Origin of the sequence: Frischella sp. Ac48 (genome assembly GCF_019641635.1) — a bacterium.
Lineage (GTDB): Bacteria > Pseudomonadota > Gammaproteobacteria > Enterobacterales > Orbaceae > Frischella > Frischella japonica.
Genome location: NZ_JAETXP010000012.1, coordinates 131,194 through 149,247, shown reverse-complemented (window position 1 = coordinate 149,247; position 18,054 = coordinate 131,194). Strand labels below are relative to the sequence as shown.

11 protein-coding genes, 3 tRNA genes and 3 pseudogenes are annotated in these 18,054 nt (G+C 35.7%); 3 read left to right on the top strand and 14 right to left on the bottom strand.

Going from position 1 to position 18,054, the window contains the following annotated elements; all coding sequences use genetic code 11:
• Positions 1–417: 417 nt before the first annotated feature.
• Positions 418–1,674, top strand: coding sequence for a glutamate-5-semialdehyde dehydrogenase (gene proA, locus JMI89_RS09340; protein ID WP_370633738.1), 1,257 nt, complete (start codon positions 418–420; stop codon positions 1,672–1,674).
• Positions 1,675–1,736: 62 nt separating this feature from the next.
• Here proA and yegQ read toward each other — a convergent pair whose 3' ends face one another.
• The 4 genes from yegQ to JMI89_RS09320 form a co-directional block, all read right to left on the bottom strand.
• Complete coding sequence (gene yegQ, locus JMI89_RS09335; RefSeq protein WP_220679928.1) at positions 1,737–3,113, bottom strand: tRNA 5-hydroxyuridine modification protein YegQ; 1,377 nt, start codon at positions 3,111–3,113, stop codon at positions 1,737–1,739.
• 628 nt (positions 3,114–3,741) lie between these two features.
• A tRNA-Cys gene (locus JMI89_RS09330) sits at positions 3,742–3,815 on the bottom strand.
• Positions 3,816–3,852: 37 nt separating this feature from the next.
• Positions 3,853–3,928: transfer RNA gene (locus JMI89_RS09325), tRNA-Gly, on the bottom strand.
• A 30-nt stretch (positions 3,929–3,958) separates the two neighbouring features.
• Positions 3,959–4,046, bottom strand: a tRNA-Leu gene (locus JMI89_RS09320).
• A gap of 536 nt (positions 4,047–4,582) precedes the next feature.
• Between JMI89_RS09320 and JMI89_RS09315 the strand changes: the two are divergent.
• A pseudogene (locus tag JMI89_RS09315) lies at positions 4,583–4,819 on the top strand (proline/betaine transporter); the annotation flags it as partial.
• A gap of 388 nt (positions 4,820–5,207) precedes the next feature.
• On the opposite strand, the gene JMI89_RS09310 reads toward JMI89_RS09315, so the two are convergent.
• From JMI89_RS09310 to JMI89_RS12110, 6 genes and pseudogenes are all read right to left on the bottom strand, one after another.
• Entirely contained in the window at positions 5,208–6,323 is a 1,116-nt protein-coding gene (locus JMI89_RS09310) for an ABC transporter permease (protein WP_220679926.1), read from the bottom strand.
• 17 nt (positions 6,324–6,340) lie between these two features.
• Positions 6,341–7,459 (bottom strand): ABC transporter permease, encoded by a 1,119-nt coding sequence (locus JMI89_RS09305; RefSeq protein ID WP_220679925.1) that lies wholly within the window; start codon positions 7,457–7,459, stop codon positions 6,341–6,343.
• On the bottom strand, positions 7,456–9,192 hold the full coding sequence (locus tag JMI89_RS09300; protein WP_220679924.1) for an ATP-binding cassette domain-containing protein: 1,737 nt from the start codon (positions 9,190–9,192) through the stop codon (positions 7,456–7,458). Before JMI89_RS09300 ends, JMI89_RS09305 begins: the two co-directional genes overlap by 4 nt.
• Before the next feature lie 5 nt (positions 9,193–9,197).
• On the bottom strand, positions 9,198–10,187 hold the full coding sequence (hlyD, locus tag JMI89_RS09295) for a secretion protein HlyD (RefSeq protein ID WP_220679923.1): 990 nt from the start codon (positions 10,185–10,187) through the stop codon (positions 9,198–9,200).
• A 17-nt stretch (positions 10,188–10,204) separates the two neighbouring features.
• Positions 10,205–10,699, bottom strand: a complete 495-nt coding sequence (locus JMI89_RS09290; protein WP_220679922.1) for a MarR family winged helix-turn-helix transcriptional regulator — start codon at positions 10,697–10,699, stop codon at positions 10,205–10,207.
• A gap of 74 nt (positions 10,700–10,773) precedes the next feature.
• A pseudogene (locus JMI89_RS12110) lies at positions 10,774–11,658 on the bottom strand (helix-turn-helix transcriptional regulator).
• Positions 11,659–11,937: 279 nt separating this feature from the next.
• On the opposite strand from JMI89_RS12110, the pseudogene JMI89_RS09275 reads away from it, so the two are divergent.
• A pseudogene (locus JMI89_RS09275) lies at positions 11,938–12,360 on the top strand (transaldolase family protein); the annotation flags it as partial.
• A gap of 127 nt (positions 12,361–12,487) precedes the next feature.
• On the opposite strand, the gene JMI89_RS09270 reads toward JMI89_RS09275, so the two are convergent.
• From JMI89_RS09270 to JMI89_RS09255, 4 genes are all read right to left on the bottom strand, one after another.
• Complete coding sequence (locus JMI89_RS09270; RefSeq protein ID WP_220679918.1) at positions 12,488–12,922, bottom strand: prepilin peptidase; 435 nt, start codon at positions 12,920–12,922, stop codon at positions 12,488–12,490.
• Between the two features lie 128 nt (positions 12,923–13,050).
• The gene (locus JMI89_RS09265; RefSeq protein ID WP_220679917.1) at positions 13,051–14,295 is read right to left on the bottom strand and encodes a hypothetical protein; all 1,245 of its coding nucleotides are present in this window, start codon (positions 14,293–14,295) and stop codon (positions 13,051–13,053) included.
• Positions 14,296–14,673: 378 nt separating this feature from the next.
• Complete coding sequence (locus tag JMI89_RS09260; protein ID WP_220679916.1) at positions 14,674–15,921, bottom strand: hypothetical protein; 1,248 nt, start codon at positions 15,919–15,921, stop codon at positions 14,674–14,676.
• A gap of 2 nt (positions 15,922–15,923) precedes the next feature.
• Entirely contained in the window at positions 15,924–18,020 is a 2,097-nt protein-coding gene (locus tag JMI89_RS09255) for a hypothetical protein (protein ID WP_220679915.1), read from the bottom strand.
• Positions 18,021–18,054: the final 34 nt, after the last annotated feature.

Sequence of the window (18,054 nt, the reverse complement as noted above, 5' to 3'; positions counted from 1 at the left end):
GAATTGAAATTAAATTTAGAACACGAAACAGCCAATTTGCTTTTCCATGATGGATAGGACAAATGACTATTAATGAAGTAATAATTTTTTACGTGTGCCATAATATTAGGCTATAAATAAAGCTCAAATAATTAGCGTTTTTATTATATTAGTATTAACTAAACTGTTCAGATTGAGTGAGTTAATAATAGCTGTATTTGCAATATGTGCTTTAATTTGAATTAAATTATCTTAGGCGTAGGCGTATATTAAGTTATCATTAATCATTCTCTAAAACGCTATGGTGAAAGCAGGATTGCATTTTTGAAATCTCCTAACGAATTCACTCAAGCATTAAATATTTCAAATAAACATAAATCTAAATAATGGTAAATGGTTCAATTGAATGATAACAAAGAGTTAAACAGGTAATGTATGATGATTAACCAGATAGGGAAAGCTGCTAAAACAGCAGCGTTTGAATTATTATTAGCAACCACATTACAAAAAAATAGGGCATTAAGTACGATAGCTGACGGATTATTACAATACCGCGATATCATTCTCGCCGCCAATCAAATTGATATTCAGTTTGCGCAACAAAATGGTTTGAGTGATGCCATAATTGATCGTTTACGCTTAACTGATGAACGATTGAAGGCAATTGCGAATGATGTTCGTAAAGTGATTACCTTAAAAGATCCGATTGGCGAGATAATTGATGGTTCGATTCTAGAAAGTGGTTTGAAAATTCAACGAAAACGGGTGCCGATTGGCGTAATTGGTGTCATTTACGAAGCTAGACCAAACGTCACCATTGATATTGCTACGTTATGCTTAAAGACAGGTAATTCGGCAATTTTACGAGGTGGTAAAGAAACCATTAATACCAACAAAGTCATGATTGAAATCATTCAGCAAGCTTTATTGCAAGCTGATTTGCCAATTAAAGCGATACAGTCGATCAATGATCCTGATCGTCAATATATCACCCAATTACTCAAACTTGATCAATATGTCGATATGATTATTCCGCGAGGAGGGGCTGCTTTGCATCAATTATGCCTTGAACAATCAACGATACCAGTGATTACCGGCGGAATAGGGATTTGCCATATTTTTATGGATGACACCGCTGATTTGGATAAAGCGTTACCGATTATTATTAATGCAAAAACTCAACGACCAAGCACCTGTAATACTTTAGAAACTTTATTAATACACCAAAACATTGCCAAAGAATTTTTACCAAGGTTACATCAGGTAATGACTGAGAAGGGCGTTAAGCTACATGTTGATAAGGAGGCTTTTTCAATACTACAATCAGCAGGATTTGCTGCCATTGAACTTGTTACCGATGAACAATTACGGCAAGAATGGTTGTCTAATGATCTTAACATCGTGATAGTGGATTCATTAATGGCATCAGTAAATCATATCCGTGAATATGGATCAGGGCATTCTGAGTCCATCTTAACACGAAGTCTAGCTAATGCTGAACAATTTGTTTCTAAGGTTGATGCGGCAGCAGTATACGTAAATGCGTCAACCCGTTTTACTGATGGTGCACAATTTGGATTAGGTGCTGAAGTAGCAGTGAGTACTCAAAAGCTCCATGCTCGTGGACCAATGGGATTAGAAGCATTAACTACCTATAAATGGATAGGTTATGGGGATAATTTAATTCGTGAATAATCAATGAATACGAATAACAATAAAAATGTTTAAAAGTTAGGCGACGATAGTCGCCTAAAAAGTTATTTACTTTGTGGATTTGTTGTAGTTGCACCATTGCTAAAATTACGCATTAATAAGGCATAATCTAAAGGAATATTATCTGGAATAGCTAGATAAACAATATGACCATCGCCTAAACCTGATTGCAAAGATTGGCCTTTTTTATTTTGCATACTTTCAATAACAAAGGTATGATTGCCTTTGGGTGTCATCATTTCAACGCTATCACCAACTGAAAAACGATTTTTTACAATCACTTCGGCGAGTCCATTTAAACGTTGACCACTAAATTCTCCCACAAATTGCTGTTTATCGGAAACTGAATGGCTGTGTTCATAGTTTTGCATATCTTCATGATGATGACGACGTAAAAATCCTTCAGTATAACCACGATGCGCTAAAGCATTTAATTGAGTTAATAACTGAGGGTTAAATGGTTTGCCCTCTGCCGCTGCATCGATAGCTTGGCGATAAACTTGGGCAGTTCTAGCACAATAATAAAATGACTTTGTGCGACCTTCAATTTTGAGCGAATGTACGCCAATTTTAGTCAAATCTTCAACTAATTCTATCGCACGTAGATCTTTAGAATTCATAATATAAGTGCCATGTTCATCTTCATAAGCCGGCATGAATTCACCAGGGCGACCAGACTCTTCTAACATAAAAACTTGATTAGTCGGTCCGCCAATACCTAATGTTGGTTCAACTTGGTTAATTTTGATTGGATCTTGTTTATGAACAATTTGTCCTGCCTCGTCTTGTTTACCTTCAGATATATTATATTTCCAACGACAGGCATTAGTACAGGTTCCTTGATTAGGATCACGTTTATTAATGTAACCTGATAGTAAACACCGTCCAGAATATGCCATACACAGAGCACCATGAATAAACACTTCAAGTTCCATTTCTGGTACTTTTTCACGTATTTCAGCGATCTCATCTAATGACAACTCTCGAGAAAGTACAATTCGTGTCAAGCCCATTTGTTGCCAAAATTTAACTGTTGCCCAGTTAACTGCGTTGGATTGGACTGATAGATGGACTTCCATTTCTGGAAAATGTTCTCGTACTAGCATGATTAAACCAGGATCAGACATAATAAATGCATCTGGCTTCATATCAACAACTGGTTTTAAATCACGTATAAAGGTTTTAAGTTTAGAATTATGTGGCGCAATATTGACTACGACATAAAATTTCTTACCTTGAGCATGGGCTTCATTAATGCCAATTGCTAAATTTTCATGATTAAATTCATTATTACGCACTCGCAAACTATATCGAGGTTGACCTGCATATACGGCATCAGCTCCATAAGCAAATGCATAACGCATATTTTTCAATGAGCCGGCAGGGGATAGCAGCTCTGGTTTAGCATATAAAATTTCCATTAAGAAAATGCCTCTGATTTCAAGTCAGTACTAAGTTAGGATACTTAGTTATTAAGCAAATAAATAAGGCGCAGATTTTACGCTTTGATGTGAAGAATAGCAAATGTAAATTTACTGAGGAATGTCAAAGTGTTTATTTTATCATTATAAAAAGTAAGCTAATTTTTTGGTCAATAGCAGTAATTGACAATGAGTGTGGTGCAATAAATCCTGATTGTTTTAGCATAGCATTTATCAAATAACTACACTTATTTTATATATGATTGAGAATCGTATTTTTACAATTCTAATCTTTTTGGTTTTTAAATTCAGTGATTGCTTTATAGCGGTTCAATATTATGCAGACATAAATAAAATATCCTTTCACTGTTAAAATTATTACATATATATTTTCCTGGAAGCTATTTTGATAACTCAATAAGATGGCTTGAGTTTGTTAACCAAGCCTTCGTTTTTAGAATCAAAAAGAGATTATATAAGGTAGTTAATTGTTTAGTGGCATGATATTGAACTGAATAATTCGTTCTAAAAGTTATTTAAAAAATATATATCTTCACCAAATTATATAAAGTAGATTTATATTAAATTTTTTAATGAATAATGGGGAACAAAGTTGAAATATCTATTATGGAGGCGCGTCCCGGAATCGAACCGAGGTCCACGGATTTGCAATCCGCTGCATAACCACTCTGCCAACGCGCCATTTATCTCTTTATTAAGTAAATCGTTTTAGATAAATTGGAGCGGGAAACGAGGTTCGAACTCGCGACCTCAACCTTGGCAAGGTTGCGCTCTACCAACTGAGCTATTCCCGCGTAGACGTTAATTAGTTTTCTAATTAATATTGGTGCCCGGGGCGAGACTTGAACTCGCACGGCTAAAAAAGCCGAGGGATTTTAAATCCCTTGTGTCTACCGATTTCACCACCCGGGCGAAAAACACATCACTAAAGTAATTGCGTTTTGAATGATGTGCATTTTAACGATTATATCTTTTGAGTCAACAATATTTTTAAATAAATCGTTTGATTGGTTAATGTTTAGTTAATTTCAGAATTAGAATTACGCTTTTCCTTAAATTCAGCTTCCAAAACTAACCACAATAGTTAATGTAATGAATTAAATTTAACCAAATTTATTTATTGCTCAAAAAGTTTATAAAGAAGTGAGGTATAATCTAGTTATATTTAAAAGTGGCTAATTAAAAATTGACAAGGTGATTTTGTTAATAAAACACGATTAATCTTATATAGGAATATTTTTTATGTTTATATTAATTATAAATTGTTAAGCGTGAAATTGAATCTTACCATTAGAATTAGTGTTAACATTAATTCTGTAATAAAAATAATTTAAAAAATATCGATTTACAATTTAAGTTTGAATAACTTAAATTGAACCTTTAAATTGATTAACCAGCAGTAGAGGAATTTAGCTACAACAATATACAAAATATATTTTTTACTAATTTGGCTTGTCGAAGAAACCAATAACTTATATATGCCTGCATACTATTTGATGGTTGTGGCAATGGTTGGGTTAGTCACTGGTTTAAAAATGCGAGAAACCGCAAATCAACCATTAAGAGGCGCCACACCAGCTGCTTCAAATCGTCGCGAAGCAAAAGAGATTTTAACCGATCACTTTGATTCAATCGAACAGAAAGTTGAAGATATTGATGAACAAATCGAGAATCTGCAAGAATAGCGTCAAGATTTAGTCGATCAACATCCTAAACTAGATTAACGATGATAAACATTGGGATGTCAAACAGACTTTTTGAATAAGTGATTTTGCTGATATTGAACATGCTCAAATCAAGAGGGGATAATATAATCTTCTCTTGATGCGCTCATCTCCCCAAAAATTGAAAATAGCAGTGTGACGGTTTACAAGTGTTTATTGTCACATGTCCATTGCCAAGTATTGTAAGTGTTTATTCGCTTTGTGTTTGGTCGATACATGCCGATTGTGATCGTTCAATTCTCTTATTGGATGTTGATTAAAAAGGAATTGTCAGGGTTGGATATCAATCCCAAAACAGTTAACAGAATTTAACTAAGAAATATATGGCTAGGTGAAATCCCCTTTAAATTTACATATATTTTTTAAATAAATAATAAGCCATACCGCCTAATAGTATGGTGATTGCATAGAGCTTCCATAGACTTTGCCAGATGATTGAAAAATTGACGTTTTTTAAATAAATCTGTTTAGTCAATTCGATAAAGTGACGCACTGGATTGATTTCAGTTAAATACTGTAAGCAGAGTGGCATGTTTTCGATTGGCGCAATAAAACCAGATAGTAAAATAGCCGGCACCATAAAGGTAATAATACCGATAAAGGCCTGTTGTTGAGTTGAGCAAAGTGCTGATATAAATAATCCAAATCCCACTAAAGAGAGTCCGTAACTCATCATACAGAGATAGTACCAAATAAACGATCCTTGAAACGGGATTTGATATATAAAAATACTGGCAATAAGTACTATTGTTCCTTGTAATGTTGCCACAATGATTGCCGGTATCGCTTTACCAACAAAAATTTGCCATGTCATTAAAGGTGAAATACGTAGTTGGTCAAGCGTACCTTGTTCACGTTCTCTCGCTACTGATAACGAGGTTACGATCATAACGCCAATGGTGGTAATAAGTGCAACCAGCGAAGGTAAGATAAAATGTTTATAGTCTAAATTACTGTTATAACGGTGACGAACGATTAATCCTCCCTTATCTTGATTCATATTTTGTTGCTGATATTGCATAATAATTTGTTGAATATAGTTAGCGGCAATTTGGGCACTATTTGATTTACGACCGTCTAAAATTATTTGGATTTGTGGCGATTGTCCATTCAGTAACTTGCGAGAGAAGTCAGCAGGAAATTGTACAACCACCAAGGCTTTTTGATGATTAATCGTGTCAGTAATGGCTTGCTGTGAATCTAATATCAATACGTTTGAAAAACTGCTGGCATGGGCTAGTCGATCGATTATCTCAGTCGTCGGTTCATCAATCGTGGGGCGATAAACGGCAATGGTCGCATTATTGACATTCAAGGTTGCAGCAAAGGGGAAGATAAAAATTTGTAGCAATACTGGCACGATTAAGATAATGCGTGTCTGTTTGTCTTGCCAAAGTAGGGCTAACTCCTTTTTGATTAGAGTTAATGTGCGGTAAAAGGCGATAGTGTTGAAAAATTTTAACATAGTGTTACTCCTTTACCTTAATCTAATTGCATTCGGGTTTTTTTGAAAATCACCACAAATAACAGCAATAAACACATCAGTAAAAAGCCTGCATTAATCAGCATGACTGAAAAAATATCGCCCGCTAAAAAGAGGGTTTGTAGAATATTGACGTAGTAACGTGCAGGAATGATATAGGTAACCAGTTGAATGATAGCGGGCATACTATTGATTTCAAATACAAAACCTGACAGCATGACCGCAGGTAAATAGGCCGCGTTTAACGCTATCATTGCGGCATTAAATTGATTCCGCGTAAGGGTGGATATTAATAAGCCAAGTTGCAAAATCACCAATAAAAATAGACTGCTGAGTAGTAACAATAACGTAAAGGATCCACGAAAAGGGACATGCATAATGCCTACAGTGACAATAAAACAGATAATTAAGGCTATTAAACCGATTAAGTAATAGGGAATTAATTTAGATAATAAGAATTCCAACTTGGTCATCGAGGTAGAGAGCAACGCTTCCATCGTGCCACTTTCCCATTCTCGAGCAATGACTAGCGACGTCAATATCGAGCCAATTATCGTCATAATAATGGTTATTGCACCGGGCAAAATAAAATTTTTGCTGATTGCTGCGGAGTTAAACCAAACGTGTGAAGTCATGTCAATCATTGGTTGACTACTCATTAATTGCTGTTGACTGCGCTGCTGTAACCAGATTTGCCACACGCCGGTTAAATAACCTTGTACAAAATTAGCGGTATTCGGCTCACTTCCATCGGTAATTAACTGAATAGCAGCCTGTCGATTTTGCACTTGTTGAGCAAAATTAACTGGAATGATAAGCATACCTCGAATTTCGCCAGCATTTAATTTTGCCGATAATGCTGAACGATTATCCAGATATATGGGGTCAATATAGGGGGAACCATTTAATACTTGGACAAAATCATGGGCAGGTTGACTGGTTTGTTCAACTAATACCCCAACACGGATTTTATTGGAATCTAAACTAATACCATAGCCAAATAAGAAGAGTAATATCAATGGAATAATAATTGACATAATCCAACTGCTCGGGTCACGAATAATCTGTTTCATCTCTTTTTTACACAGTGTTAATGTTCGAGAGAGTGAAAATATCATTTTGTTGCCCCTGAGTTAGCGTCGTTAACCAATTTAATAAAGGCTTGCTCCATGGTGGCGTTGCATGCGACCGATTGCTTAAGTTGGTTGGGGGAGCCTAAAGCAATCAACTTACCACCATTAATTAATGCAATGCGATCACAATATTCGGCTTCGTCCATAAAGTGAGTGGTGACCATGACCGTAACCCCTTTTTCGACTAGACTGTTGATATGGATCCAGAATTCACGACGAGTGATAGGATCGACGCCAGATGTCGGTTCATCAAGAAATACAATATCGGGTTTATGCATTAACGCACAGGCTAAAGCTAATCGCTGTTTGAATCCTAAGGGGAGTGATTCTGGTGTTTTGTCTAAAATCGGCTCAAAATTAAATGCGGTTATCATTTCATTCATGCGCAGTGTTTGTTCACTGCCCATTAAGCCGTAGATGCCTGAAAAGAAGCTTAAATTTTGGCGTACAGTTAATCTGTCATATAAAGAAAAACGTTGTGCCATATAGCCAATGCGTTCACGTACTTTAGTTGCACTTTTTTTGAGATCGAATCCCAATACTAACGCTTGCCCATCACTAATCGGTAATAAACCACACATCATTTTAAATGTTGTCGATTTACCTGCGCCATTGGGCCCTAATAAACCAAATATTTCACCACGCTTTATGGCAAAATTAACATGATCCGTTGCAATAAAATCACCAAAAGTTCGGGTAAGATCCTTTGCTTCTATGACAATATCGTTTGGCAGACCGGCAACCTGCGGCATAATTTTAGTTAATATTGATTCTTTTTGAGTTATTTCGCCTAATCGGTCAATAAACGCATCTTCAAACCGTCCTAAGGTAGGTTGATAAGTGATGTTAAGTGTCCCAAGTTTTGCTATGACTTGTTCAATGGCGTGATTCGGCTTGAGTATTAAGCGAATACGATCACCTTCAATCACGCCGTCACTGACTTCAGGGAGTTTTAAGGCCGTTTGTAATAACCGACGATGTGAAATTGGCGAAGTGAGCAGGTAAACTCGATCTTTGACACGTTCAGTTAAACATGAGGGTTGACCTTGAAAGAGTAATTCACCTTGATTCATCAGTAAAATTGTTTCACATTGCTCGGCTTCATCAAGATAAGAGGTGCTCCAGATAATTAACATCCCTTCTTTGGCTAGTTGATGAACCATGTGCCAAAGTTCTTGGCGTGAAATAGGATCCACGCCAACACCAGGCTCATCAAGTAATAATATTTGTGGATCGCCAAGCAAAGTACATGCTAACCCCAATTTTTGCTTCATTCCCCCTGATAATTTGCCCGCCAAACGTTGGGTAAATTTAGTTAAATCGGTGAATTTTAGGAGTTTGGCAAAAATTTGTTGACGTTCTTCTTGTTTGATATGTCGCAGATCAGCAAATAAATTAAGGTTTTCAATAACCGTCAAATCCTCGTAAAGACCAAACTTTTGAGGCATATAGCCTAAAATTGCGCGCAATTGATCCCGATCTTCAGTCGGATTATATTGCGCAACATTAATTTGACCTGCACTTGGCGAAAGCAAGCCTGCCAGCATACGCAATAGTGTTGTTTTCCCTGCACCGTCAGGGCCAACCAATCCTGTCACACCCTGTGCAAAAATTGTTGTCGATAAAGGTTTTAGTGCGACAGTGACTTGCTGATTTTTTTGCTTAAACACTTTGGTCACATGAGTGAGTTTGATTTGCTGGCGATTTTGTTTAGTCATAGCGATTATTCTGCAAATTTAATCGTTACCGGCATGCCTTGGCGCAACATATCATCCGCTTGACCGTCACCAGTTTGACGTATTTGAATACGTAAGCGGTAAACTAAATCTGTACGTAATACAGGGGTTTCGACGGTTTTAGGTGTAAATTCGGCCGTAGGCGATACAAAACCAATCTGTCCAATATAAGGTTTATCTGGCTGTGAATCGGTATAAACATAGACAGTTCTACCCGGAATGGCTTGATGTAAATTGACCTCGTCAATATAAGCACGTACCCAGACAGGTCTATCTATAGATATAGCATAAATCGGGGTTCCTGCGGTTAACATTGTGCCAGATTCTACTGCTCGAGTTAAAATGGTGCCGTCGGTTGGTGCATAAAGTTCGGTATCCGATAAATTAAGTTCCGCTTGGTCTAACTCGGCTTTAGCCGCTTGCACGGTGGCTTGTGCAGCTTCAATTTCTTCTTTTCGGTAACCATTAGTAAGTTGATCAAGTTTTTGTTTTGCTGTTTGTAAATTAGCGTTAGCTTGATTACGCAAAGTTAAGCTGTTTTCAAGTTGATCTTTAGAAATGGATGATGATTTCATCAATTTGACCATGCGCTGATAGTTATTCTCAGCATAATCATAACTCGCTTGGTACTGTAAAACTTGTGCTGCTGCTTGGGCAACTTCTTCTTTACGATATCCTGTCAGCATTAAATCAAGTTGCGCCTGTTTTACCAATAAATTTGCTTTTGCTTTATTTAAAGCGATTTGATAAGGTTTTGCATCCAGTTTAGCCAATAGATCGCCTTGTTTAATCGAATCTCCTTCTTCGTGATTTAATTGTATTAAGCGTCCTGATACACGAAAGCTACTGTTTACTGTTCGGATATCCACATTACCATATAAAATCAGCGATGAAGGACTTTTATACATGAACCAAATCGCCCAAATTACTGCAATAATAATTAATATTAATAGGGCGATAAGCCCTTTTTGTTTCATGGATATTCTCATTTATTTTACTCGGCAAGATGTTTTAAAAGTTTAGATAAGATTGTGCGTAACTGTTGACGTTCTTCTTGGGTAATAACTTGCCAAGCTTGAACCACTTTTTTTTCCATGGGCGGTATTTCATATTGAAAAAAATTGATGCCTTTTTTGGTTAAAATTAAGCAATGTGAGCGACGATCATGCGGATCAGCTTGGCGGGCGACTAAGTCATTTCCCACCAGTGTATCAACAAATCGGGTAACTTGTACGCGAGTAAAATTGGTTAATTCACTGATTTGCGATGGTTTTACCCCTTCAGGTTGAAAGGCGTTAATCACTAATAAAACCGCAAATAATTTATCATCTAATTGATAATGTCGGTAGGTTTGATTCAAATTTTCTAATAGTGCTTCGGTACTAAATTGCAATAAGCGACTTAAAAAAATCTCGTCATAGTTTGAAGAGAGTCCACGAGCTTTAAATTTTTCAATCAGTTTTTCAACGGTTGCTATCGGGATTGCCATCACATCACCTTATTTAGATAATTTCATTTGAAACTATATCAAATGAAATTACTTTTTACAACCATTTAATTTAGTTAACTAGTTTTGTTGTTATCCGTCATCGGTAATAATTTACTATGATATTGGCGACGGTATTCGGTAGGGGTGCGTTCAGTTTTTTTTCTGAAGATTCGACAAAAATAGTGACTATCTTTGAAACCTGATGCTAAGGCAATATCTTTGATATTTAAATCATAGTCTCTAAGGCGAGTTTTTGCATATTCTAGACGTAAATGGGTAAGATATTCATTCAAACCTATTTTACCTTCTCGCTGGAGTAGGTGAGATAGATAATTGGGGGAAATATAGAACATTATATCGAGAAAATTTCGGGTGATATCGTCACGAAAATGGCTATCAATATATTGCCGAATTGCCTCAAATAAGCTAGCTGTTTTGGTTGAGGTTTCGACATCAACATTCAGTAAATCGAAGGTATGACTTAATAAGCTTTGAATAAGATGATAAGCGGTAGGATCACGCTCGCAAGGCTGATGCTACCAAGTTAGTTCAGCTAGCGCTTGAATGATAAACGCCCCAATACGTGCTCCTCGCCTAGGCACATTAATTTGATCATAAGATGTCAGTGCTTGACCGTCCCACTGGTTGATAGTTATGCTAATTTGTTGTTTATCATACAGGATGCTTAAAGTGGTGAAAGGGGTTGTATAAGCGGGCTTGCTCCAACTTTGTGCTGTAATATATAAAAGATCGCTAGGAAATAACGTTTTTTCAATAATGTTTCCCTGATAGTCTGCCCATTGTATGGATTGTTTTCCCTCTATCATGATTTCTATTCTGGGTAAACTGACTTGATCAGCAAGTAGTGGTGCTGATTGAGCATAATTAGCAAAATAAATCTGATTCGTTTGTTGATGATTAAGGCATTTTGCTAACACTTCATTGATCGTTATCGCCATATCGCTATCTTCATAAAATAATATCGTAGATAAATCTAGTTATGTATCGTAATCATGATTATATACTGCCAAATAGTATTTTAAAGTATCAAGTAAATGGTTAATTTTATCAATAGGTTATTCTTAAAATGTTTTTAGTGTGATCTCACTCACATTTTCTTATCAAGCGTACAAATATCCAGTAAATCGCAGGATTGTCATCTAGGCTATCGGTTACAGATTACTTAGTATGGTACCAATACAGTGATTAATGATTTGAACATTCAGCAGGAGTTAACCATGGAATTATATTTAGATACCGCCGATATTGAAGCCATTAAACGTCTAGCCCCCATTTTACCGATTAAAGGCGTCACAACCAATCCAAGCATTGTGGCAAAATCCGGTCAATCACTCTTTACCTTATTATCGACACTGCATGATTTATTAGGCGCCGATAAATTACTGTTTGCACAGGTACTTTCAAGCGATGCATCATCCATGATAAAAGAGGCAGAACAACTAAGAAGAGTTGTACCCAATATTGTCACTAAGATTCCTGTTAATGCAGAAGGACTGAAAGCGATTAGAGCTTTAACACAACAAGGAATCCCTACTTTAGGCACTGCTGTTTATGGCGCAGGGCAGGGATTATTAGGTGCGCTAGCCGGGGCTAAATATATTGCGCCTTATGTCAATCGAATTGATGCCCAAGGCGGCAACAGTAAAGATGCAGTTTAGAATTGTAGGATAATGACAGCAATTTTAAATAAAAATAGCAATTAGATGGCGTTGGTACACACACTGACGCATGTGATATTAAAAGATAGTTTTATCTGCAACTATTCGATTACAGCGCCAATTTTAGATAAGTGATAATGATATAACTCAAACTAATTGCTACTCCATACGGAATGGTTACTGTGGATTTTGTGATGGTTTTTCTGATTAATGCAAATATAGCGAGTGGTAAACCCAAAAGAGTCATCAATATAAAAAAATCCCAAATTTGTTCAGTAGGTAAGGATAGCAATAACACACTAATTAATTTTATATCACCGGCTCCCATTATATTAAAACAGAATATTAAAAGACCAATAACAAAGAAAATAAGCGCAGCAATATAGTTAAGCTCTCCACTACCAATCAAAAAATTAGCTAGGATAATTATAAATACGGTGATGACAATTGAATTGTGAATTATTCTGAAACGGATATCTGTATAACAAACCACAATTAAAATCATCCAAATCAAAAATAAACAAATATTATTTAGTAAAAACATTCTGACTTAACCTAATATTTTGGTAGATATCATGATATAAAAATTTTTTATATCATGATGTACGATTAAACCTTTTATAATCATCTGTTAAGGGCTACACTTCTTTACTGTTGAAGGTATTTAGTAATCTATTTACCTTGTCCTGCAATATAGTCATCACCATAAGCCTTTTTCATTTGATTAACTACAAAACTACTCATCGGTCTACCAGGCCATCCAATATTTCCTGCACGCCCAAATTTATGGGCAGCACCGTAGCCAACACCATAAACGTCACCTTTGTCCGTCCAATAGATTAGATGATGTTTACCGCCATCGACTTTAGTGATAGTATCGTAGTGATTACGTTTTATAGGAACTCCTCCACCTATGTCATAGCCTTCTGTTCCCCAAGTATAAATATCGTTATCAAAAGTGATAGCAAGGGAACTAATAAAACGACAATAAAGCGTTTTAACATTTGACATTATTTTGACTGGTACTGTCGTTGTTCCAGATCTCGCCCCAATACCTAACTGTCTCTTATCCCCTAAACCCCAGACTTCCCCATTATCAAGTAAATATTCAGTAAAACCATTACCGCCACATATATATTCGATTTTACTCCCATCAACTTGAATATTTAATTCTGTTGGTCTCACACGTTGTGTGCTTTTTGGATAGCCGAAAGAGTTTAATTCATCATCCCCCCAACCAAATACTTGACCAGAAGCATTTACCGCATAACCACCTTCATAGGCAGACCCTATAAGCACTACAGGTTGATTATTGAAATACTCTTGAGGTATTTTATGGAGTCCAATAATTGGGAATTTATCACCAGTGCCTACTTGAGCCAAATCATTGTGTCCCCAAGTATAGACTTCACCTGATTTGCTCAAAGCTATTGAATGGTATTCTCCAGCACCAATTTGGACTATATTTGCAAACTTTAAAATACGACATGGGGTATTGACGTATGCTACATCACAGACACCCGCACCTGCTTCTTTATAACCGTTTTGTCCCCACCCCCAGACACTGCCTTGTTCATCAAGGGCTAAAATATGATAAGCACCACCAACAGCTTGAGTAATACTAATTTTTTCGTCTAAAAATTTTTGAACTCGTTGTGGGGGAGAGCTATCCAATACGAAGAATCCATTACCTGATTGACCAGAACCACGAAATCCCCATATCCAAATATCTCCATTTTCAATGGTTGCTCCAGTATCAACCATACTCGTACCACCAACGCCATCATAAGGAGCCATAGACAATGTAGTTCTTATTTCAAAATCCGTTACTTTATTAACTTTGTCATTGCCAATTACAAAGACAGAAGAAAAAAATGTTATTAAAAAAATAACATAATTAAATATTTTACGCTTCATTTTTTATTATACCTTTCTGTTATTTTTAGATGAAATTATCTTTTTCAGCTTCAATAATTTCACAAATTATTTCAAATACATCTAAATCATGTTTGGTAAGATAAATGCATTTTTTATACCTATCACCATAAGAAGCTTATTTAGATGATAGTTTTATAATAAAAAATAGATATTAATAATTATATACTCTGTATGAAAACTAGCGTTTTAATTTTACGTATATTATTTTTTTTAGAAAAAATAGGTTAGTGGCTTAGCATAAAAATAATTTCTGCTATCACACTAAGCGATAAAAATTTATTATATTACGATATCCGATGAAACCTCCCAATAACATTTGGTTTCGCTATATTGTATAGCGGAAAGATATTAAATGATTTATTGACCTTGTCCTGGAATATAATTTTCACCATAAGTCTTTTTCATTTCTTTAACTACAAAATCAGTCATTTTTATACCAGGCCAACTGACAGTTCCATCCCGTCCAAATTTAAAGCTAGCACTGTAGCCAACACCATAAATATCACCTGTATCAGTCCAGTAGATAATATGATGTTTACCACCATCGACTTTAGTTATATTTTTATCGTTATTACGCATTATCGGAGATTTACCGCCCATTTCATAGCCTTCTATTCCCCAAGTATAAATTTCGTTATTAAAAGTGATAGCAATAGAACTAGAGTAGCGACAATAAAGCGTTTTAACTTTTTCCATTATTTTGACAGGTTTTGCTGTTTTTCCACTTCCTTTCCCTATCCCTAACTGTGAGTTAAGCCCCATACCCCAGACTTCACCATTATCAAGTAAATATTCAGTAAAACCTTCGCCGCCACAGATATAATCGATTTTGCTTTCACCAACTTGAATGTTTAATGGTACCGGTCTAGCACGATATTCATGCTCATTTAAGTTTTCGTAGCCGAAACTGTTATGTTGATCATCCCCCCAACCAAATACTTGACCAGAAGCATTTACCGCATAACCACCTTCATAGGCAGCCCCTATAAGTACGACAGGTTGATTACCAAAATACTCTTGAGGTATTTTATGTAAACTATTTGATACAGATTGTGTTCCATTGCCTGTTTCGCCATAAATACCTCTACCCCAAGTATATACATTACCATGCTTATTTAAAGCCAGTGAATGGTATTCTCCAGCACCAATTTGGACTATATTTGCAAACTTTAAAATACGACATGGGATATTGACGTATGCTACATCACAGACACCCGCACCTGCTTCTTTATAACCGTTTTGCCCCCACCCCCAGACACTACCTTGTTCATCGAGAGCTAAAATATGATAAGCACCACCAGCAGATTGGGTAATATTAATCTTTTCATCTACAAATTTCTGAACACGTTGTGGAGCAGTGTATGCCGCGACTCCCGTTTGGCCATTTCCTTGTTGACCAGAACCACGAAATCCCCATATCCACATATTGCCATTTTCAATTGTTATAGCAGTGTCAATCATAAATACACCACCAATGCTACCATAAGGAAGCATTGACAATGTAATACCGGTTTCAAAATCCGTTATTTTAGGATTTGCTCTTGCAAAAAGAGATGTAGTTAGTATTAGTAAAAGTATCAGATAAGAAAATTTTTTATTTTTCATATTTAATTTATCCTTGTTTCGTTACGCGGCAAAACGAACGCGCCTGTTTCTGTTTTTACGTAGTCACCCCATATTGGTAATGTTTGTCTATCGTCAGAAAGGGTATAAAGATAATTAGCAAAACCATTTTCATACTCGCTTGCTGGATAATGAATGTTACCATTATCATCCGTAAAATATGACATTTTTACACAATCAACCCATGGCCCAAATTCTTTTTTAATTTCCTCGGCAGTCAGATCCCCGACATATTTTACATTATTTTTAGTTGATGACTTTACAAAATAAAAATCAACGCGCTCTACGCCCATTTTTTCTCTGAAAAAGTCCGATGTAATTTTACATAAGTTTTTGTCTTTAAGAAAAGTTTTAGTCAGTTGGTCAGCGCCTGAATCGTCTCTACCATCACTCAAAACAACAAATACTTTACGTTTAGCTTTACTTTTTGCAAGTAAAGGTATAGCGGTCAAAAAACCAGACATAGTATCAGTCCCCCCACCAGGTTTCCAATTTTGTTTGTCTGCAATCTTGAATATTTTATTGGAAAAAGTAAGATCAACTAGATAAGGACCATTTTTAAATCTGGGTACTTTCCAATACGTACTATCAAATAATTCCGATTCAGTCTTTTTACTTTGATTAGCAAACATAACTCCGTTGTTATATAAAGGGGATGAACACATAGCTTGGAATGGTGTAAAATCTGATGTAGCAGGAACAATAGGGCGAGTGAATGTAATCGGTTCATAGTTTTCCGAAAACAAATTATTTATCGTAGCATCGAAATCTATCGTATTCATATTAGCTAAGGATAAATGATTGTTATAACCGGAATCATCGGAATACATGTAATCATACAATTGCACCATGTAAGCATATTGTTTTTCAACTTTTCGCTGATTAGAATCAGAAAGTGGATAATCTTTCTGATCAATACCACAAGAGTATTTATATTTAGCAAATGCGATAGAACCAGGTACTTGATAATTTCTCTTACAATAACCTTTTTTTTGTAAATCATAATCATTAAACAAAGAATTTGCAGGTCCGAAAATTTTGGAATAATATTTATAGTTGTAATAATCTAAATAATAGAAAATAAAGCTAGAATGATCAAGACCAAAGAAAGCAGTATCCTTCATAACACCCAAATAGGGGTAAGTTAAATAATTGGTTATTTCGCCTGCATCTTTTAATTTTTTCCATTCTTTGAAAAGAATATTTTTGTTTGCCCAAAATTCAAAATCAATCTCATTAAAGGGGGGTTTCAACTTATAAGGTACTGAGCAGGAATAGGATTGTCCTCCTAAAATATTTTTTTCATTATTTGCAATTGGAACACCAATATCATAAGGTATTAATGCAAATTTGAAACTAGAATCTCTATCAGCGAATGTTGAAGATCTTACGTAGTTCATCGCAGCCTTAATTCTGGTTCTTGGTTGTATCGATGATGTGTTTTCCATTGTTTCAGTGTATTTATTACATTCTTTATCAGCCTCTAAACAGGTAGATGATCCCGAAAAATCAACAATGAAAGCGACATCGGTTGTAAGACTACTAAAATACAGTTTTCGAGTATTACCATAAATATCTTGACCATTACTTACTTGCATAGAAGAACCAAGTTTACCTAGGGTGTTTAGCTTAATTAACGGTTCAAGTTCGTGACTATAAGAAATATAATATTCAAGATTGAAGTTTTGGTGCGGATAGTCCTCATTCATGTCCTCATTCTCTTTATGTGGAGCATACGCAAGAGCAATATCTAGTTTACTATTGGTTTCATCAGAATGAGAATCAATTTTGTTTTTTAAATAATAATTAATATAACTTTGCACAAATTCTTTGCTTTCTGTAGAAAAATGAATTGATCCGTTACCAGGGAGTGCTGATACACCTAACGATGCCTCATTAGTCGCCTCAGAAAGGCGTATTCTCTCTTCGAGAATATACGCATTATTTAAACCAACAGTTAAGCACGTTGAAATTGTTGGTAACATAATAGCAAAGGGTATTAAAATGTTACCAGTATAATCTTGAAAAAAGCAAAATAGAGTTTTCTTTTTTTGATTTAATTTGTTTTTGGTGTTTTTCATAATGGCCTTCTGAATTACTGTATTCTATGTTAAT